Here is a 19,906-nt window from a genome sequence, read left to right on the forward strand (position 1 = left end):
CCTCTACTCCGCGGTTACAGCTGTACGCCGGAGAATGACATGAAGCCCAGTGACATCAGGCCTACCACAATGAAGGTGATACCCAGGCCCTTGAGGCCGTCGGGCACGTCACTGTATTTCAGCTTCTCACGAATGGCCGCCAGCAGCGTGATGGCAAGTGCCCAGCCAATACCTGCGCCCAGACCGAACACCACACTTTCGTTGAAAGTGTAGTCACGCTCGACCATGAACAGGCTGGCACCGAGGATCGCACAGTTCACTGTGATCAGAGGGAGAAAGATACCCAGCGCGTTGTAGAGCGACGGGACATATTTATCCAGGGTCATTTCGAGGATCTGCACCAGTGCTGCAATCACACCGATGTAACTCAGCAACCCGAGGAAACGCAGGTCCAGGGTGCTCAGTGCCTCGATACCCGTCCATTCCAGTGCATTCTCGGAGAGCAGATGACTGAGGATGAGGTTGTTCACGGGAACCGTGATGGCAAGCACCACAACCACCGCGATGCCCAGGCCGATCGCAGTCTGCACTTTCTTGGAGACAGCCAGGAAAGTACACATGCCCAGGAAGAAGGCCAACGCCATGTTCTCAACGAAGATGGCGCGGACAAACAGACTCAGATAATGTTCAAACACGTCTCATCCCCTCAGAATACGTCGCTGGTGCGTGAGTTTGGCGCCATCTTGAACTGCTCTTCTTCCACCTGCTCAGGCTTCCAGGCGCGCAGCGCCCAGATGAACAGGCCAATCAGGAAGAATGCGCTCGGTGGCAGCAGCATCAGGCCATTACTGTAGTACCAGCCCCCTTCGGTGATCAGCGGCATGATTTCCACGCCGAACAGTGAGCCGGAGCCCAGCAGCTCGCGGGCAAAACCCACCGCCAGAAGCACCACACTGTAGCCCAGCGCATTGCCCAGGCCGTCAATGAAGGACACGCCAGGCGGGTTCTTCATGGCGAAAGCTTCAGCCCGGCCCATGACGATACAGTTGGTAATGATCAGGCCCACAAACACCGACAGCTGCCGACTGATGTCGTAGGCGTAGGCGCGCAGGAACTGGTCTACCACAATTACCAGCGAGGCAATGATGGTCATCTGCACGATGATGCGGATGCTCGACGGGATCTGGGTGCGGATCACACTAACGAAGAAGTTCGAGAACACCAATACCACAGTGAGGGCGACACACATCGTCAGCGTCGTCGACATCTGTGTGGTAACCGCCAGTGCAGAACAGATACCCAGGATCTGTAACGCAATGGGGTTATTGTCGAAGATCGGCTGGAACAGGATGTCCTTTTTCTTTGCATCGGCCATGTCTGTCTCCTTAATTCAGCTGCGCGCTGTCAGATCTGAGACGATCGAGGTAGGGGCCGAAGCCGTTCTCCCCCATCCAGAAGCGCACCGCGTTGGTCACGCCATTTGCTGTCAATGTGGCACCGGACAGGCCGTCGACTTTATGTTCAGCGTCTGGCGTGTTGCTGTCCACATTGCCTTTGATGATCTGGAAGGCCACATTGCCGTTGTCATCAAACAGCTGTTTGCCTTCCCAGTTGGCGCGCCACCGGACATTCTCGATCTCGCCGCCCAGCCCCGGCGTCTCGCCATGTTCATAGAACACGACACCGGCAATGGTATTGGCATCGGTTTCCAGGGACAGGAAACCGTACATGGTGGACCAGAGCCCGTAGCCGTGCATCGGCAGGATCAGGCGGGTCACCTCGCCTTCCTCGTTCTGGACCAGGTACACCTCTGCCACCTTCGCCTGGCGGCGAATGGAAGCGATATCCTGATCGCCGGTCAGGCGACGGCTCATGTCATCATCACGGGAAGCACGACGCTGATCGTAGTCTTCCGGCATCTCGACGTATTCACCGGTTGTGATATCAACAAAGCGACGCTCGATCTTGTCGAATTCTTCCTGCACATTGATGCCCGGCTCGTACCGGTCCGCAGCGCGCAGAATGTTGATCTGGCGATCCAGTATGCGGTTTGCCTCCTGGGTGGGTCGCAGTGTTACGGCGGCGGTGGAAACCACCACCGCGCACACCAGACACACCAGGAAGGCAACCAGCAGGGTTCTGCCTACACTTTCTTTGTTCGCTGCCATTACACCACCTCTGCCGTACGCCGCTGGCGACGCTTGATATTCGCCTGAACCACAAAGTAATCAATCAGCGGAGCGCACAGATTACCGAACAGGATTGCCAACATCACACCTTCCGGGAAGGCGGGATTGATGACCCGGATCATGATGATCATCAAGCCGATCAATATGCCGAATACCCACTTGCCCGTGTTGGTCATCGCGGCAGACACCGGGTCGGTCGCCATGAACACCAGACCAAACGCGGCTGAGCCGACGGTCAGATGCCAGTACCAGGGCATGGCAAACATTGCATTGCTGTCACTGCCGACCGCGTTGAGCAACGAGGCCAGCGCCACCATGCCGATCACAACGCCCGCCATGATGCGCCAGGAGGCAATCTTGGTGAACAGCAGTAGCGCCGCGCCGAGCATGATGGCCAGCGTCGAGGTCTCACCAATCGAGCCCTGAATGCCCCCCAGGAAGGTCTGCATCCAGGTAATGTCCACGGACTGCCCTGCGGCAACCGCGTTCTGTGTCAGGCCTGCGGCAAAGTTCAGGTCACCACTGGCTGCCAGCGACAGCGGCGTAGCGCCACTGAAGTTGTCAACAGCCGTCCAGACAGCGTCGCCGGACATCTGCGCCGGGTACGCGAAGAACAGGAACGCCCGACCGACCAGCGCAGGGTTAAGGAAGTTCTTGCCGGTGCCGCCGAATACTTCCTTGCCGATCACGATACCGAAGGACACCCCGAGGAACACTTGCCACAGCGGAATCGCCGGCGGCAGGATCAGGGTGAAGAGAATACCGGTCACAAAGAAGCCTTCGTTCACTTCATGCCCGCGTTTCCACGCGAACAGGCCTTCCCAGAGGAAACCGGTGCCGTAGACCACAATCACAATCGGCACGTAGTACACCAGACCGTGCAGGAAGTTGGCGAAGAAACTGGTGTGATCAAAACCGGTCAGCCCGGCAACCAGCGCAGTACGCCAGCCTTCAATGGCGCTGAATCCGAACTCGGAGATCTGCAGGTTGGCCTGATAGCCGGTGTTGTAGATACCGAACAGAATCGCCGGAAACGTGGCGAAGAACACCGTCATCATCACGCGCTTGAGGTCGATACCGTCACGCACGTGGGAGGTGGAGCGCGTGGTATCGGAGGGGCTGTACAGCATGGTATCGAACATCTCGTAAAAGACGTAATACTTCTGCAGCTTGCCGCCCTCATGGAAGTGAGGTGCGATATTCTTGTCGATCGTTGCGCGTAAGCCCATGGTCAGCCCTCCAGCTCAATGCGAGTGAGGTTGTCACGAAGAATCGGACCGTACTCGTACTTGCCTACGCAAACGTAGGTGCACAGGGCCAGGTCTTCTTCCACCAGTTCCAGCGCACCCAGAGCCTGAGCGGTATCCGTATCGCTGACGATCAGGGAACGCAAAAGCTGAGTGGGGAGTACGTCCAGCGGCATGACCTGCTCATAGTTGCCGATCGGCACCATGGCACGCTCACTCCCGTTGGTCGTCGTAGTGAAGTTGAACAACTTGCCCCGCATCAGCTTGGACACGTAGATGTTCATAACAGAATGGCGGTTAATGCCCGGTGAAATATAACCGAACAGCGCGCGCTCGCGCCCTTCCAGCAGCACCGTGACCTGATTGGCCAGGCGTCCCAGGTAGGCCAGCGGACCGCGGGCATTGTGGCCATTGAACACCGAGCCGGACACGATGCGGTTTTCGCCGGCTTTCAACTGACCCTCGGTCAGATCTTCCAGGTTGGCGCCAACACGGGTGCGCAGCAAGCGGGGATTCTGAACCTGGGGACCGGCCAGTGCTACCACACGATCCATGTACAGGCGCCCGGTGGTGAACAGCTTGCCGATGGCGATCACGTCCTGATAGCCCACGGACCAGACCGTCTTCTTCATGCCCACCGGATCAAGGAAGTGAATATGCGTCCCGGTGTTGCCGGCAGGGTGCGGCCCGGCAAAGGTCTCTTCACGCACCTGACCGCCAGCGAAGGACGGCAGGTCGGTAGACGGTGCGCGGCAAACCCAGACAGGGCCGTCCGTCAGGCGGGACAGCACTGTCAGGCCATTGCGAAAGGCCTGCAGCTGCTCGGTAATCACCTGCTCCGGGCTTGCTGCCAGCGGATTGGTATCCATCACCGAGACGAAAATCGAGTTGGGTGCGGTGCCGGGGGCAGGCACCTTGCCGAACGGGCGAGTGCGCAGCGCCGTCCACTGACCGGACTCGATCAGTTGTTCCTGCACCGAAGCGCGGTCCAGGCTGGCCAGCGCGCCTTCGTTGTGAGCGGCGAAGGTGACGGCGTCATCATCGCCTTCCACCTCAATGACCACGGATTGCAGCACGCGCTTCTGACCACGGTTGACGGCCAGGATGGTGCCTGACGCCGGTGCGGTATACTTCACGCCCTCGGTTTTCTTGTCCGTAAAGATCACCTGGCCCTGTCGCACCCGGTCGCCTTCACGTACTTCCATGGTGGGTTTCATACCCATGTAGTCGCCGCCAAGCACGGCCACGGTGCGTACGCGCGGCCCATCCTCGATCACCTGGCGCGGTGCCCCGGTGATTGGCAGGTCAAGCCCCCGTTTGATTTTGATCATAGCCTCTCGCCCACGTTCTGACACTGGAGATTGGTATTGCCCGGCTGGCATTCAGTCTGACGCCACGCCGTTGCGCACAAAGCCCTGCAAATACCTTTGAAAACGGCCACTTGCGTCGTGATGCTGGTCCGGCAGAACACCGGCGCGCGCCATTATAGGGACAGCGTCGCGCCAATGCCAGTCGACCATTTGCTACTCGCGCCGGCCGCCAATACCTGCAAATCGCACCCACCGATAACGAAAGGCCTGCATAGCGCAGGCCTTTGTCACCGATCAGTCTTTCGGGTACGCCGGATATTCCACACCGGAGATCTGCTGCAGGATACGTACCACCTGGCAGCTATAGCCAAACTCATTGTCGTACCAGACGTACAGTACGCAATGCTTGCCGTTGACGATGGTCGCCTCGGCATCGATCACTGAGGCATGCCGGGCACCCACGAAGTCGGTGGATACCGCATCCGGCGAGCTGATGAAGTCGATCTGGCGCTGCAGCGGTGAATGCAGGGAGACCCAGCGCAGATACTCGTTCAGCTCTTCCAGACTGGTCTCTTTCTCAAGGGTGAGATTGAGAATTGCCAGCGATACGTTCGGTGTCGGCACCCGGATGGAGTTGCCGGACAACTTGCCCGCCAGTTCCGGCAGCGCCTTGGCTGCCGCTGTGGCAGCGCCGGTTTCGGTGATGACCATGTTCAGCGGCGCAGCACGGCCACGGCGCGGCCCTTTGTGGAAGTTATCCAGCAGGTTCTGGTCATTGGTGTAGGAGTGCACGGTTTCCACGTGCCCGACAACGATGCCGAACTTGTCGTTGAGCGCTTTCAGCGGCGGCACAATGGCGTTGGTCGTGCAGCTGGCCGCAGAAATGATGCTGTCGCTGTCGTCGATCAGAGCGTTGTTGACGCCATGCACGATATTCTTGAGGTCACCCTTGCCAGGTGCAGTCAGAATCACGCGGCTGATGCCCTTGCAGCCCAGGTGCTGGCTCAGACCCTCACGGTCACGCCACATACCGGTGTTGTCGATCAGGACCGCATTGCGAATGCCGTAGGCCGAATAATCGATGGTCTTGGGGTCGTTGGCATAGATGATCTTGATGAAGTTGCCGTTGGCGATGATGGCATTCTCTTCTTCATCCACCGCAATGGTGCCGGAGAAAGGCCCGTGCACCGAGTCACGACGCAGCAGGCTGGCGCGCTTCTGCAGGTCGCCCTTGCCGGATTCGCGCACCACAATCGCTTTCAGGCGCAGGCCATCGCCACTGCCGACTTTCTCGATCAGCAAACGGGCCAGAATACGACCGATACGACCGAAGCCATACAGCACGACATCCTTGTGCTCCGGACGATCGAGCTTGTTCTCCGTGGCATCAGACAACTGGTTGCGGACATATTCCTCAATGGACTGCCCCTGATTATCCTGTTTCCAGTTGACGGCCAGTTTGCCCACATCAATGCGGCAGGGGCCCAGATCCAGCTTGTTCACTTCCTGCAGGATCGGGAAGGTGTCCACGACAGACAGCTCAGCGTCCTCGATCTGCTTCACGAAGCGATGGGCCTTGAGAATCTGAATAACGGAGCGGTTAACGAGTGAACGGCTGTACACCGTAGTCGTGACGTTGCGCTCACGATACAGCTTGCCGACCATCGGGATCATGGCTTCAGCGATTTCTTCCCGGTTCTTCCAGCGTCCGAAGTGGTCTTCCAGTTTATTCACGAGATCTGGCCCTCTGGTGACAGGTGTTTCGGGGCGCGCATTCTAGCGCTTTGGCGCCCGCTTATCCACCGGGAAAGCAAGGCTATTGCCCCGGCACACCCCTATCCCAACACACTCCGCAATCGCTGCCGCAACACGGGCACCACCTGCGCCTCGAACCAGGGGCGCTGCCGCAGCCAACGCGTATTCCGCGGGCTCGGATGCGGCAATGGAAACCAGCGCTGCTCTCTGGCTATCGCCGGGTCCAGGAAGGGCCTGACGTTCTCAGTCAGCGACGCTTGGCAACCGGGCAAATAGCGCTTCTGGGCATACTGCCCCACCAGCAGCACCAGCTCCACCCCCGGCATCGCGGCCAGCAACGGCGGATGCCACAGGGGGGCACACTCGGGCCGTGGTGGCATGTCGCCACCCCGCCCTCGCCCCGGATAGCAGAACCCCATGGGCATGATGGCGATACGACCAACGTCGTAGAAGACGTCAGGGGGGATGGCCAGCCAATGGCGCAGCCGCTCACCGGACGGGTCATTCCAGGGGATACCTGTGGCGTGCACCCGCGTTCCGGGCGCTTGCCCGATGATCAACACGCGCGCTGTGGCGCTGGCCCGGACGACGGGCCGGGGCCCGAGTGGCAGCGCCGCCTCGCATACCCGGCAACTGCGCACCTCGTGCAGCAGTTCGTCCAGCACAGGGATCAGGCGCGCGGCTCCTGAGGCCGCAGGCGCATCAACCCTTCCTGCGCCACCGTGGCCGCCAGCACGCCATCTGCACGGTAGATGTAGCCCAGATTCATGCCACGGGCCCCGGAGGCCGAGGGGCTGAAGGTGCTGTAGAGCAGCCATTCATCAACCCGGAAAGGCCGATGAAACCACATCGCGTGATCGATACTGGCAGACTGCACATGGGGCTGGAAGAAGTTCATGCCGTGGGGCAGCATCGAGGTCCCCAGCAGACCGAAGTCAGAGCAAAAAGCCAGCAGCGCCCGGTGAGTCGCCACATCCACGTCCAGCGTATCCGCAATGCGGAACCAGACCATGCGCGACGGGTCCTGGGGCTCGGCCTCGAAGGAGTTTTCCGGCTTGACCGGTCGAAATTCCACCGGTCGCTCGGCCAGAAACGCCTCACGGAAGTTCTCCGGTATCCGGTGCGCAATGCGCTCCCGCAACACACGATCGGTTTCCAGTGTCTCCGGGGCCGGCACATCCGGCATGTCTGCCTGATGCTCGACACCGCCCTCTTCCAGCTGAAACGACGCTTCGAGGCTGAAGATCGCCCGGCCGTGCTGAATCGCGGTAACGCGGCGGGTGGTAAAGCTCTTGCCATCCCGAATCCTGTCCACGTCATAGATGATCGGAATGTTGAAATCACCCGGACGCAGGAAATAGGAATGCAGGGAGTGGACTGGCCGGTCTTCTGGCACAGTGCGTGCCGCCGCCATCAGCGCCTGGCCCGCTACCAGTCCGCCAAAGATGCTGCGCTGGCCGGTATTGCGGCTCTGCCCGCGGAACAGATTCTCTTCGAGCTGTTCCAGCCGGATGACTTCCAGCAGATCGCTGACTGTTTCTTTCGTAGCACGTTCTTTCATGACACGTTTCCCGGCATTCGCGCGCAATCAACAAGCCGCGCATCATACCATCTTTCCTGACGTCGTCATTGCGGTGTCGGCACACCGTCCTCCGCCTGCAACGCCCCGGCGGGCAGTCTCGTCGCCCCCCAGCTGCGATGTACGTAGCCGATCACCCGATCCAGTTCCTCCTGGGAAACCTGGGCAGGTTCACCATACTCCAACGGATCGTAGTGAAAGATGTACAAGCGAGAAGCAAATTGCTCGAAGGGCAATGATGCCTCACCAAAGTGCTCGCCATTCCCGGCCGTCTTGACCACCACACCATCACCCCAGTCCTGCCCGCTGTCATTGTTGGGGTTGTAGAAATACGCACGCATATTGCCCGACGGATCCAGCGTGACGCGCAACAACGTAATAGCATGCCAACCGATAAAGCGCGCCGCGCTGTCGGTCACGGCAATACCGGCCGGCTGGGGATGAATCAACGGCTGGTTACCGTTGTAATAAGGGTGATACGCGGCATAGAAATGCCGCAGAAAGTCTTCCAGCTCGTGCAGCAGACCGGTAGCAACGTCAACATTGATACGAAAACCCCTGCCTGACCACCAGCCATGGAACTCCGGATTGACCCAGCGATGCGGATCGCCCTCCCGGCCCAGGCAACGGCGCCCCATTTCTGCATAAATGCGGTCCAGGTGCGGCACCACCAATAGCGATACGGGGTCCAGGTCCACGGGCACTTCCGTCGCCACGCCCCCCGCACTTTCCCGGGAAGAGATCGACTGCCCTTCGAAGTGCATGATGATCTCGTCATCCCGCGCCGCCCAGGCCACCATTTGCAGCAGATAGTCGGGATCATTGCAGGCCCACATGGACAAGGCCCGGGCAGACTGGCAGGTCGGGTTGTTGCCCTGCCCCACCCCCAGCGGCAAGCCCATCATGCACAACACGCCCTCCAGCAAGCGGGAGGCCGGCGGCACGGCATCACCAAAGGTCCGCACCAGCCGCTGCTCGGCCGCCGCAGACAAGGGCAGTCGCAGCTGGCGCCACAGCGCTGGCGCGACCGGCGCCTGGTACAGAATGCCGCGTTCCAGCATCAACGCCAGGCCATATACTGCCTGCGCAGTATCCGGGTGAACCGCCGCATCGATCAGGGCATGCACCAGCTCCCGATAGCACAACAGACAGTCGCGACCGGTGGCCGACAAACCCAGACACTCAGCCAGCAAATGGTCGCTCTGTTCGGGCAAGTGACGCAGCATCATCGCGTGGTAAGGCGATACCAGACCGGTATCGTGCATCGCGCGCGCGAAGCCTGAGGCTTCATACTGCAACGCCGTGACATCCATGCTGTCCAGTCGGCGCTGGTACTCCTCCAGCCCTGGATCTTCCCGTGTCGCCTGGGTCGGGCCGTACAGGCTGCTGACCAGACGATCCGCCCCCTGGCCGCTGCCGCCCCAATTGATATCGCCGCTGCCCCGACAGACCGCAATCTGCGTGATCATGTGCTTGACCATATCGACCTGAATCGGCCGCTGCTGCTGAATGCGCCAGATCTCGTCAATCAGTTGATCAATCACATGCTCATAGCCAATGGTCTCGGCCAGATAGCGAAACAGATTGCGCGGCACCTGGGCCAAGCGCCCCTGCTGGGCACGTTCAGCCTCGCCCGGCGGAGAGAACAGCATCTCCAGATTCAGCGCCAGAACCTGCGTCAGATAGTGGTGCGCCTGTTCGGAGGACATCAGCGGATGCAGAAACCAGGCCTGTGATACGGCAAGCAGGCGCAGCTCGCTGAGCGCTTCAATGACCACCAGATCCGCCTCGGCACTGCGCAAGGCGATACGACTCAGCGACGGGATCAGGATTTGCGGCGTTGCCCAATCAGATCCGGCAAACACACCGGCCTGCTCTATGGCCTCGGCACGCGCGGCCACGGCAGCGCAGCCGCCATCCTGAAGCATCACCCGCCGGGCAGTGTCCAGCACGCGAGGCACCTTGCCCGGCTTGGCAAACGCCGGTGCACGGGCCATCACCGCCAGTGCCTCATCCAGCCTGACCAGCAGTGCATCCAGCTTCTGCGCTGCCTGCTCTGCTGCGTCGCGCGTCACGTCTGCGTCATCGGAATCCGTCACACCATTCACCCTGGCTTTTCACACACTGAATTGTCACACATAGAAATCGAGATCTTCCTGATGCTTGAGCAACGTCTTCAGCGTATCGGAATCTTCACCGCGGAAATACATCAGGCCCCAATGGGTCCCGAATGCCGTGCGCTTGGTCACCGTTTCCTGTTGCGGCGGTGTCAGCTCATGGGATTCGAAATAGGGATGATCTTCCGTTTCAGCCGGAATCTCGAGACGGCTGACCACACGGCGGCGCGGGTACACACCAAAACAACCCGCATAGCCGTCAGCGTCCTCCACCTCTTTCGGGAAGAAACCGGTAATCTCTTCTTCCGTGGTCTTCGGATCGAATGACAGGATCAGTGCATGGTAGGCGTTAAAGCCATAGACCCGTTCCAGCAACTCGAACACCTTGAAGCCGGGCGGTCGGTAAGCCACTTCACCGAAATACATCTCGCTGTCACTGGTCACGAAATACTCGGGATGAATAAAGCCGAACTCGATATCAAAGGTTTTAACAAGTTTTTCAATCTGAGAGCGAATTTGCGGCCGATAACTCTCCAGTTCCGGCGACGCGGGTACAAAAACGGAATAGCCCAGCGACACATACTCGGAAATATTCAGAAAGCGAATCTTGCCATCATGGATCCAGGCCTCGACGGCAAACTCCCAACCATCCAGATGTGACTCCATCAATGACGGGAATTCTTCATCGGGAATCGCGTCCACTTCGTCCGGTGTGCGAATCACGCGATGACCGAGGCAACCGGCTTTATCAAACGCCTTGAGATGGATCGGATCGTTGGGATCGCCATCCAGCTTCAGCAGGGTCTGATTGACGCGCTTGAGAAAACGGATGACATCATCACGATCATGCGCTTCTTCGAAGATACCGACACGAATACCGCCCAGTTGTGCGCGGCGTTTCATCAGGGATTTGTCGCGCATCAGCATCGCCTGGCCCAGCAGACGCGGGTTATTCAGCAATGCCGAGTTGATTGCGCCAGCCCACTCCACCGTTTCCTCGAACAGCGGAATAGCAACATCAACGCCCATATCCTTGAGCGTCTGGGCAATTTCCATGGAGCGATCATTGAGTCGCTCGAAATTCCAGGGGACATAGGGGATGTCGTGTTGCTGGCAATACTCTTCGGCCCAGTCGGGCGCGACGACGACATAGCGACGGTCGAAGGATTCGGCGGCTTCCACCGCATTGAGGCTCCAGCCCAGTAACGCGACAAAGCCCTTGTTCGGATCTTTCTTCATAATGCTGCCTCCATTACGTTGGCAGTGCATTGCTCGCCAGCGTTGAGACCAGCGAGGCCGTCAAGAGCGTAGACACCATACACTAGTCACGCAGTGACCACACCCCGCCCCCCAATCTGACAACCCACAAACTGGCGCTTTCACGGCTGGTTTCCGCTACAATGCGGCTCCCTTGATTCAGATAATTTCATCAGCCAATGACGCTTCTTCCCTCCGCAGAGATGTTCCCCACCGGACCGGACCGGTTCCGTAACTGGCCAGGCCTGGACAGCGGCAGTCTGGCGGTTACGCTTGCGGCACTGGCGCAGCGCGAAACACAGCTTCTGCTGGTCATCACGCCGGACAGCAGTGCCGCGCAACAACTGGCGGACAGCCTCGCGTTCTATCTCGACGGCAGCGATGTGCCGGTGATGCTGTTCCCGGACTGGGAGACCCTGCCCTATGACCTGTTCTCGCCCCACCAGGACATCATCAGCGAGCGGATAGAAGTGCTGCATCGGCTGCCTGAAAGTCGTCGCGGCGTGCTCATCGCCCCGGTCAATACCGTCATGCAACGGCTGGCGCCGCGCATGCAGATCAGCGGCAGCAGCTTTGCCTTGCAAGTGGGTGAGCGCTTTGACATGGACGCCACCCGTTCACGCCTGGCGGCCTGCGGCTATCGCCAGCGCGACAGCGTTTATGAGCACGGTGAATTCGCCGTGCGCGGTGCCATCATGGATATCTTTCCCATGGGCACTCGCCAACCGTTTCGCGTCGAGCTGTTCGACGACGACATCGAGTCATTGCGCCTGTTTGACGCAGAGACGCAGCGCTCGGTGGATCAGGTCCAACAGATCACCCTGCTGCCCGCCGCTGAATACCCGCTCAGCAGCGACGGGATCGCCCATTTCCGCAATCGCTTTCGCGAGCGCTTTGATGTGGATCACCGGCAGTGCAGCCTTTACCAGGATGTGTCCGACGGCATTGCCAGCCCGGGGCTCGAGTATTATCTGCCATTGTTTTTCGATGAGATGGCTACGCTGTTTGATTATTTGCCCGCAGCGGTGCGCCTGGTCGAACTGTCGGGCTGCGACGCGGCAGCAGAGCATTTCTGGCAAGAGGTCAACACACGCCATGAAGACCGGCGCCATGACATCCGTCGGCCGATTCTGGCGCCAGCGGAGCTGTTCCTGCCCGTGGACGAGCTCAACCGCCACTTGCGCAGCCATCCCCGGGCGCGCCTGACCCCCGGCACAGACACGCAGGACGGCGTCAGCTTCGGCTTTACCCCGCCACCACAGCCTCCGAGTGACCGCATCGCCAACCCGTTCGCCTCGCTGATCGCGCTGCCCGCGCAGCACCCCGGCTTGCGCGTGCTGATCTGCGCAGAGACGCCCGGGCGTCGAGAGGCTCTGCTGGAATTGATGCAGAAACAGGGCCTGCAGCCTGAACTGGTGGAGGGCTGGCAAGGGTTCCTCGATGGCAGTGCGCCCTGGTCACTGACCGTGGGCGAGCTGGATCAGGGTTTCTGGGCGCCCGAGGCCGGCTATCTGGTGATCGCGGAAAGCCAGCTCTATGGCGAGCGGATCATGCAGCGCCGACGCCGCAAAGGCGGTCAGGAGACGACCGCCGATCAGGCCTTCCGCTCACTCGGCGAGCTGGTATCCGGCTCACCGGTGGTGCATATCGACCATGGCGTCGGCCGCTATCGCGGGCTGACCCACATGACGGTGGACGGCCAGGCCCACGAATTTCTGCTGCTGGAATACGCAGGTGGCGACAAGATTTACCTGCCCGTGTCGAATCTTCATCTCATCAGCCGCTACGGCGGCGGAGACCCGGAACACGCGCCACTGACGCGCCTGGGCTCGGATCAATGGGGCCGGGCCCGCCAGCGGGCCGCCGAGAAGATTCATGACGTGGCCGCCGAGCTGCTGAATACCTACGCCCGCCGCGAGGCACGTGAAGGACGCGCCTTCACCGTGCCGGAAGACGACTACAATCGCTTCGCCAGCGGCTTCCCGTTCGAGGAAACCGCCGACCAGCAGGCGGCGATCAATGCCGTGCTCAGCGATATGCAGGCGAACCGCCCCACCGACCGGCTGGTGTGCGGCGATGTCGGCTTCGGCAAGACCGAAGTGGCCATGCGCGCAGCGTTTGTCGCCGTGCAGAACAATACTCAGGTCGCCATTCTGGTGCCCACTACCCTGCTCGCCCAGCAGCACTATGAGTCCTTCAGTGACCGCTTTGCCGACTGGCCCGTGCACATCGAAGTGCTGAGCCGCTTCCGCAGCCAGAAGGAAAAGACCGACGTCCTGCGACGCCTGGAGGCCGGCACCGTGGATATCGTGGTCGGCACGCATCAATTGCTGCAGGAGTCAGTCACATTCCGTGATCTGGGTCTGGTGATCGTCGATGAGGAGCACCGCTTCGGGGTGCGCCACAAGGAGCGCCTGAAAGAGCTGCGCGCCGAGGCCGATATTCTCACCCTCACCGCCACGCCGATTCCACGCACCCTGAACATGGCCATGTCCGGCATGCGCGACATCTCCATCATCGCCACGCCGCCGGAAAAGCGCCTGTCGGTCAAAACCTTTGTGCAGCAGAAAAATCCCATTGCCATCAAGGAAGCGATCCTGCGCGAGCTGCTGCGCGGCGGTCAGGTCTACTTCCTGCACAACGACATCGACAGCATGGCGCGCTCGGCCGAGGAGATTCGTGAGCTGGTCCCCGATGCCCGGGTCGGCATTGCTCACGGGCAGATGCGCGAGCGGGATCTCGAGCAGATCATGTCCGACTTTTACCACCGGCGCTTCAACGTGCTGTTGTGTACCACCATTATCGAAACCGGTATCGACGTGCCCTCCGCCAATACCATTATCATCGAGCGGGCCGACAAATTCGGCCTGGCGCAGCTGCACCAGCTGCGCGGCCGCGTCGGCCGTTCCCATCACCAGGCCTATGCCTTCCTGCTGACGCCCCACCCGAAGGCCATGACGCGGGATGCGGTGAAACGCCTGGAAGCCATCGAGCAAGCCTCGGATCTGGGCGCCGGCTTCATGCTCGCGAGTCACGATCTGGAGATTCGCGGTGCCGGTGCCTTGCTGGGCGACGAGCAGCACGGGCATATCGAGTCCATCGGCTTTTCCCTGTACATGGAGATGCTCGAACAGGCCGTGGAGGCGCTCAAGCGCGGCGAACAACCCGATACCGCCAAACCGCTTTCCGGCGGCCCGGACATCAACCTGCGTGTTCCGGCGCTGATCCCCGAGGATTACCTGCCGGACGTCTTTACCCGGCTTGGTCTGTACAAGCGCATTGCCAGCTGCCGCACCGGTGAACAACTGGATGAACTCAAGGTCGAAATGATCGACCGCTTCGGCATGCTGCCCCGGCAGGTCAAGAACCTGTTCCGGGTTACCGCCTTGCGGCAGCGCGCCGAGGCGCTGGGCATCAGCCGTGTGGATGCCGGCAGCGAAAGCGGTCGGCTGGAATTCTCCGAGCGCACGGCGATTGATCCGCTGCGCCTCGTGAAGCTGGTACAATCAGGCCCGAACCGCTACCGCCTGCAGGGCGCCAGCATGCTGCGCTTTACCCTGGAAGCCGATACCGAGGAAGAACGCTTCGTCGCAGTGGAAAGCCTGCTGGATAACTTGACCTGAAAAGGAATACTTGATGACACGTTGGATCATGCTGCTGGCGATACTGGCCCCTCTGGGCCTGATGCCCGCTCAGGCAAGCGCGGAAGAGCGCTGGTTCCAGGTGGAAGTGCTGGTCTTTGCCCGCACCCAGGCCAGCGGTGGCGAGCACTGGCGCCTGGATGTCCGCCCGGAATACCCGCGCGACCACGTGCGCTATCGCACCAGCGGCGCCTCGCTGCCCGACAACGCCAGCAACCCGGACCGTCAGGCCCTGCGCCAGGGCGCCTGGCAGGCACTGCCGGATGATCGCCTGTCGCTGACCGCCATGCGCCAGCAAATGGAACGCAGCGGCGAGTATCGCAGCCTGTTCCACAGCAGTTGGCGCCAGCCCATGCGCGAACGGGATCAGACCATACCGGTGCATATCCAGGGCGGCCGCGAGCTGTCACCGGACCCGGCGCTGTACCGCAGCAGCTTCAGCGACGTTGAGGGTGATGGCGATCAGGGCAGCCAGGACATGTCGGTGTTTGACAGCGCCCCCCAGTACGAACTGCAAGGCACCCTGCAACTCAGCGTATCGCGCTTCCTGCATATCGACCCGAATCTGTGGTTCACCCGGGTCGACAGTGACGACCAGCGCTACTACGTCAATATCGACCAGAGCCGCCGCATGCGCAGCGATGAATTGCACTACATCGACCATCCGCTGTTCGGCATTGTGGTCAAAGTGACACGCTAGAAAAAAATCTAGACAAACTGCCCCGCGCAATACCCGGATGACCAGGCCCATTGGAAGTTGTGCCCTCCCAATTGGCCTGTGACATCCAGCACCTCGCCAATAAAAAACAACCCGGGTACGTCCCGGGCTTCGAACGTCCGCGAGGATACGGCCTGCGTATCCACGCCGCCCAATGTCACTTCCGCCGTGCGATACCCTTCCGTGCCCCCCGGCTTGACCTGCCAGTGTCGCAACTGCTCCGCCATCTGCTCGAGCGCGGCGTTGCTGAACTGTTGCCAGTCCTGCTGCCAGCCGTGCTGCTCAGTCAGCCACTGCCCGAAGCGACGCGGAAACAGGCGCGCAAACAACGCCTCGGTCTTCGCAGCAGGGGTCGCCTTGCGCTGGTCCGCAAGCACAGCCTGCACGTCCCGGGTGTCGGGCAGAAGATTGATTGCCAGCGTGTCACCGGGCTGCCAGTAGCTGGAAATCTGCAACATGGCGGGACCACTGAGGCCGCGATGGGTAATCAGCATGGGCTCGGTAAAGGTTTGCCCGTTGCACGCCACGCTGACCGGCACGCTGATGCCGGACAAAGGCGCCAGCGCGGTCTTCAACGCCGGCTGTAATGTGAAGGGCACCAGCCCCGCCCGGACCGGCAACACCGGCAAACCGAACTGCCTGGCCACCTCGTAGCCAAAACCGGTTGCCCCCATGGTGGGAATCGACAGGCCCCCGCAGGCAATCACCAGGGCCTCACAGGTCAGCGGCCCCGCCGATGTGCGCAACAGAAACCCGCCCTCACGGCGCTCGATGGCGGCCACTGAGGTATTCAGTGCGATCTCGGCACCGGCCCAGTCGCATTCCGTGAGCAACATATCGAGGATCGGGCGGCTGCTGTCGACGCAGAACAACTGGCCTGGCCCTTTCTCGCACCATGCAATACCGTGCCGCTCCACCAGCTCATGAAAATCCCGGGCGGTATAGCGCTTCAGCGCAGAAATACAGAAAGACGGATTGGCAGAAATGAAATGCGCGGCCGAGGTATTTAGATGGGTAAAATTACATCGCCCACCGCCGGACATGAGAATCTTCTTGCCCGGTTTGTTGGCGTGATCAATCACCCGCACACTGCGGCCGCGATAGCCCGCCGTGGCGGCGCACATCAACCCCGCAGCGCCAGCCCCGATCACCACCACATCGCGGTGCGCCATCAGGCCGCACCGCAGCGATGCAAGGCGACCACCAGCGCCTCACTCAAGGCCTGCTGATCCTGCCGGTACTGAAACTCGAGCGCCGCAATAATGATCGCCCGGTGCACCCCCGCCTGCCCTTCCCGGGCCAGCAGATCGTCGCGCCAGACGCGCATTTCCCGGTCGTACTTGTCGACCACCTGCTGGGCAAAAACACCGGCAAAGGTGGCCGCCAGCTCACCCACCCACACCGGATTATCCCGGTGGCGCGGGTAATCCTCGTTGGCGACACGGAAATCCCGCCACACATCCACCACCTGGTCACGGAATGTCTGCGCCAGATAATAAGCACCGGGAACACTTGATCCGGGGCGCCTGAGCCAAAACGGCAACGCCGCCAGTACCAGCACCAGAAATACTACTGTGCCGATCAGGATCTGCAGAATCATTGGCGTAACATATCGGCGCAGGTCTCCGCCAGCACCCGGCAGACACTGTCCATGCCGTGGTGCAGCACCGCCTCGATCTCGGCCATGGTGATCTCCCGCTCGCTTTTACCCGCCGCTGGATTCACCACCAGCGACAGCATGGCATAGGGCAACTCCAGCTCCCGGGCCAGCACCGCTTCCGGCATGCCGGTCATCCCGACGATGTCACAGCCATCACGCTCCAGACGAAGCACTTCGGCTGCCGTTTCCAGGCGAGGCCCCTGGGTCGCCGCGTAACAACCGCCGTTCAGCCAGGGCATACCGCTGCGCGCCAGCACCACCGCCAGACGTTCGCGCAGTGCGGCATCGAAAGGCCAGGAAAAATCCACATGCACCACCGGCGTCTGACCCTGATCAAAAAAGGTCATATCCCGGCCCCAGGTGTAATCGATGATCTGATCTGGCAGCACCATGACACCGCTGGCTGCTTCGGCACTGATCCCCCCCACCGCATTGACCGCGATGATGGCGCTGGCACCCGCTTGCTTTAACGCGGCAATGTTGGCCCGATAGTTGACCTGATGTGGCAACAGGCGATGGGGATTGCCGTGCCGGGCCAGAAACAGCACCGGCAGCCCGTTGAGGCGACCCTGCAACACCGGCGCAGCGGACTCGCCCCACTCGGTGACGACGGCATTGGCGCCGGCATTAGCGTCTGCATTCTCGATCACCAGACCAGGCATCCGGCTCAAGCCAGTACCGCCAATCAGGGCCAGCGTCATGACGCGTCTCCTGACGACGCCGTGTCCGCCACCGCATAGATCCCGGGAGCGTTACGCCAGAAGCCCTTGTAATCCATGCCACAACCGAACAGGTAGGCATCCTCGGCGTACACCGCCGTGTAATCCGCCACCAGGCCCGGGCGCGCCTTGCGCTCGTGCTGCTTGTCTACCAGCACCGCCGTTGCCACAGAGGCCGCACCTTGCGCCTGACACGCGTCGATGATGGCCAGCAGTGTTGTGCCTACATCCAGAATGTCATCCATGATGATGACGTGGCGCCCGGCCAGATTAACCCCGGGTGTGACCAGCCACTGAATATCGCCCCCGGCCGTATCACCGGTGTAGCGGGTGGCATGCAGGTAATCAATTTCCAGCGGAAAATCCAGCGCGGTGAGCAAACGCCCGGCGAACACGACGCCGCCATTCATTACCGTCAGCAGGAGCGGGTTACGGTCCTGATAATCCCGGCGTAATGCCCGGGCAACCTGGTCGATACCGGCGTCCACTGCCGCCATGTCGTGCAGCTCGCGCGCTTGTTCGCGAACCTGCATCAGCTCTTTGCGTAACAACTCGTTCATTCCGGACTCTCTCCAGTTTGTGCAGGCGCCGCCTGGGCTGCCGGTGGCGTGCTGGTGACGCTCCGGGAAGACGCCTCCGCCGGCGTCGCAGGCTGGAAGTGCAGCGTGCGCGTGGGAAAGGCAAACTCAGCGCCATAAGACTCGACAATGGCCATGACTTTCAGCAGCACATCCTGCTTCACCTGATGGAACTTCACCCAGTTGGTGGTGCGCGTAAACGCGTAGATAAAGAACTCCAGCGATGACGCGCCGTAGCTGTTGAAGTTCACCATCAGGGTATGATCGCTCTCGATCTCCTCATGCGCCTGCAACATGCGCATCACCTCGTCGCAGATCACCTGCAACTTCGGACCATCCTGATAGCGCACACCGAGTGTTTCAAAAATACGACGGTTATGCATGCGCGACGGGTTTTCCACCACGATGCTGGAAAACATGGCGTTGGGAATATACAGCGGGCGTTTGTCAAAGGTACGAATCCGCGTCAACCGCCAGCCGATATCCTCCACCGTCCCTTCGATATCGCGATCCGGTGAGCGCACCCAGTCACCGACACGGAACGGCTTGTCCAGATACACCATCATGCCGCCAAAGAAGTTGGCCAGCAGATCCTTGGCCGCAAAACCGATGGCGATACCGCCGATGCCGCCGAACGCCAGCACCCCGGAAATGCTGTAACCCATATTCTGCAACAACAGCAGGCCCGCCGTGATCACCACCGACAGCCGCAGCAGCTTGCCTACTGCCTTGGCGGTGGTCTGATCCATGGGCTTGTCCACCTTGCTGCCATCAACCAGCACCTGTTCGGCATTGCGGATAAAGCGCGTCAGGAACAACGCCAGAATCACAATCAGCGACAGTCGGCGTATCTCCGGCAAGGATTCGAACACCGCCGCGGGCGCCACCTCCTGCATGATATTGATCGCAAAAGAAAGCCCGACCACCCAGATCACCAGCCTGACTGGCAGACGCGCCGCCTCCAGCAGGGCATCGTCCCACAAGGTCTCGGTATTTTTGACCAGCCGCTCGATCAGGTCGATAAGGCGCATCAGGATGAAGTTGAGTGTGACCGTTACCAGCACCACCACGAACACCTGGAGCATCCAGATGCGCGGTTCAGCTGATGTTGCCAGCAACTGTTCAAACAGGTCGCCGTTGATGATTTCGCCGTTCATGAGTCTTCCTTCCGCGCTGTCTTCGGCCTTGTGTTCAGC

Annotated in this window: 17 protein-coding genes; 2 read left to right on the forward strand and 15 right to left on the reverse strand. The window is 60.7% G+C overall.

Features of this window, described 5'->3' with window-relative positions; translation table 11 throughout:
* Nucleotides 1-14: 14 nt before the first annotated feature.
* From nqrE to K8B33_RS02960, 10 genes are all read right to left on the reverse strand, one after another.
* Entirely contained in the window at nt 15-635 is a 621-nt protein-coding gene (gene nqrE / locus K8B33_RS02915) for an NADH:ubiquinone reductase (Na(+)-transporting) subunit E (protein WP_223423089.1), read from the reverse strand.
* An 11-nt stretch (nt 636-646) separates the two neighbouring features.
* Nucleotides 647-1,315: an NADH:ubiquinone reductase (Na(+)-transporting) subunit D gene (locus tag K8B33_RS02920; RefSeq protein ID WP_223423091.1), complete on the reverse strand. Its 669-nt coding sequence runs from the start codon at nt 1,313-1,315 to the stop codon at nt 647-649.
* 10 nt (nt 1,316-1,325) lie between these two features.
* Nucleotides 1,326-2,108, reverse strand: coding sequence for a Na(+)-translocating NADH-quinone reductase subunit C (locus K8B33_RS02925; RefSeq protein WP_223423094.1), 783 nt, complete (start codon nt 2,106-2,108; stop codon nt 1,326-1,328).
* Complete coding sequence (locus K8B33_RS02930) at nt 2,108-3,358, reverse strand: NADH:ubiquinone reductase (Na(+)-transporting) subunit B (protein ID WP_223423097.1); 1,251 nt, start codon at nt 3,356-3,358, stop codon at nt 2,108-2,110. Before K8B33_RS02930 ends, K8B33_RS02925 begins: the two co-directional genes overlap by 1 nt.
* A gap of 2 nt (nt 3,359-3,360) precedes the next feature.
* A complete protein-coding gene (locus tag K8B33_RS02935; RefSeq protein ID WP_223423099.1) occupies nt 3,361-4,707 on the reverse strand; it encodes a Na(+)-translocating NADH-quinone reductase subunit A in 1,347 nt (448 codons plus the stop codon).
* A 273-nt stretch (nt 4,708-4,980) separates the two neighbouring features.
* The gene (locus K8B33_RS02940) at nt 4,981-6,420 is read right to left on the reverse strand and encodes a glyceraldehyde-3-phosphate dehydrogenase (protein ID WP_223423101.1); all 1,440 of its coding nucleotides are present in this window, start codon (nt 6,418-6,420) and stop codon (nt 4,981-4,983) included.
* Between the two features lie 101 nt (nt 6,421-6,521).
* On the reverse strand, nt 6,522-7,112 hold the full coding sequence (locus K8B33_RS02945) for a uracil-DNA glycosylase family protein (protein ID WP_223424495.1): 591 nt from the start codon (nt 7,110-7,112) through the stop codon (nt 6,522-6,524).
* The gene (tesB, locus tag K8B33_RS02950; protein WP_223423104.1) at nt 7,112-8,002 is read right to left on the reverse strand and encodes an acyl-CoA thioesterase II; all 891 of its coding nucleotides are present in this window, start codon (nt 8,000-8,002) and stop codon (nt 7,112-7,114) included. Before tesB ends, K8B33_RS02945 begins: the two co-directional genes overlap by 1 nt.
* Nucleotides 8,003-8,067: 65 nt before the next feature.
* Nucleotides 8,068-10,119 (reverse strand): hypothetical protein, encoded by a 2,052-nt coding sequence (locus K8B33_RS02955; RefSeq protein WP_223423106.1) that lies wholly within the window; start codon nt 10,117-10,119, stop codon nt 8,068-8,070.
* A 33-nt stretch (nt 10,120-10,152) separates the two neighbouring features.
* Complete coding sequence (locus K8B33_RS02960) at nt 10,153-11,376, reverse strand: carboxylate--amine ligase (RefSeq protein ID WP_223423108.1); 1,224 nt, start codon at nt 11,374-11,376, stop codon at nt 10,153-10,155.
* Between the two features lie 197 nt (nt 11,377-11,573).
* Between K8B33_RS02960 and mfd the strand changes: the two genes are divergently transcribed.
* Together mfd and K8B33_RS02970 are read left to right on the forward strand one after the other, a co-directional pair.
* Nucleotides 11,574-15,017: a transcription-repair coupling factor gene (gene mfd, locus K8B33_RS02965; RefSeq protein ID WP_223423110.1), complete on the forward strand. Its 3,444-nt coding sequence runs from the start codon at nt 11,574-11,576 to the stop codon at nt 15,015-15,017.
* Nucleotides 15,018-15,030: 13 nt separating this feature from the next.
* Nucleotides 15,031-15,735, forward strand: a complete 705-nt coding sequence (locus K8B33_RS02970; RefSeq protein ID WP_223423113.1) for a peptidoglycan binding protein CsiV — start codon at nt 15,031-15,033, stop codon at nt 15,733-15,735.
* A gap of 8 nt (nt 15,736-15,743) precedes the next feature.
* Here the strand turns inward: K8B33_RS02970 and K8B33_RS02975 are convergent, their stop codons facing one another.
* Genes K8B33_RS02975 through K8B33_RS02995 form a run of 5 tightly spaced genes read right to left on the reverse strand, consistent with a single transcriptional unit; the run spans nt 15,744 to nt 19,867 of the window.
* On the reverse strand, nt 15,744-16,925 hold the full coding sequence (locus tag K8B33_RS02975; protein ID WP_223423116.1) for a BaiN/RdsA family NAD(P)/FAD-dependent oxidoreductase: 1,182 nt from the start codon (nt 16,923-16,925) through the stop codon (nt 15,744-15,746).
* Complete coding sequence (locus K8B33_RS02980; RefSeq protein ID WP_223423118.1) at nt 16,925-17,353, reverse strand: hypothetical protein; 429 nt, start codon at nt 17,351-17,353, stop codon at nt 16,925-16,927. The genes K8B33_RS02975 and K8B33_RS02980 overlap by 1 nt, the downstream gene beginning before the upstream one ends.
* Nucleotides 17,350-18,114 (reverse strand): S-methyl-5'-thioinosine phosphorylase, encoded by a 765-nt coding sequence (locus tag K8B33_RS02985; RefSeq protein ID WP_223423120.1) that lies wholly within the window; start codon nt 18,112-18,114, stop codon nt 17,350-17,352. Before K8B33_RS02985 ends, K8B33_RS02980 begins: the two co-directional genes overlap by 4 nt.
* Nucleotides 18,111-18,692, reverse strand: a complete 582-nt coding sequence (locus K8B33_RS02990) for a hypoxanthine-guanine phosphoribosyltransferase (RefSeq protein WP_223423122.1) — start codon at nt 18,690-18,692, stop codon at nt 18,111-18,113. The genes K8B33_RS02985 and K8B33_RS02990 overlap by 4 nt, the downstream gene beginning before the upstream one ends.
* The gene (locus K8B33_RS02995; protein ID WP_223423124.1) at nt 18,689-19,867 is read right to left on the reverse strand and encodes a mechanosensitive ion channel family protein; all 1,179 of its coding nucleotides are present in this window, start codon (nt 19,865-19,867) and stop codon (nt 18,689-18,691) included. The genes K8B33_RS02990 and K8B33_RS02995 overlap by 4 nt, the downstream gene beginning before the upstream one ends.
* Nucleotides 19,868-19,906 lie beyond the last annotated feature (39 nt).

Source organism: Alcanivorax limicola (genome assembly GCF_019931215.1).
Taxonomy (GTDB): Bacteria; Pseudomonadota; Gammaproteobacteria; order Pseudomonadales; family Alcanivoracaceae; genus Isoalcanivorax; species Isoalcanivorax limicola.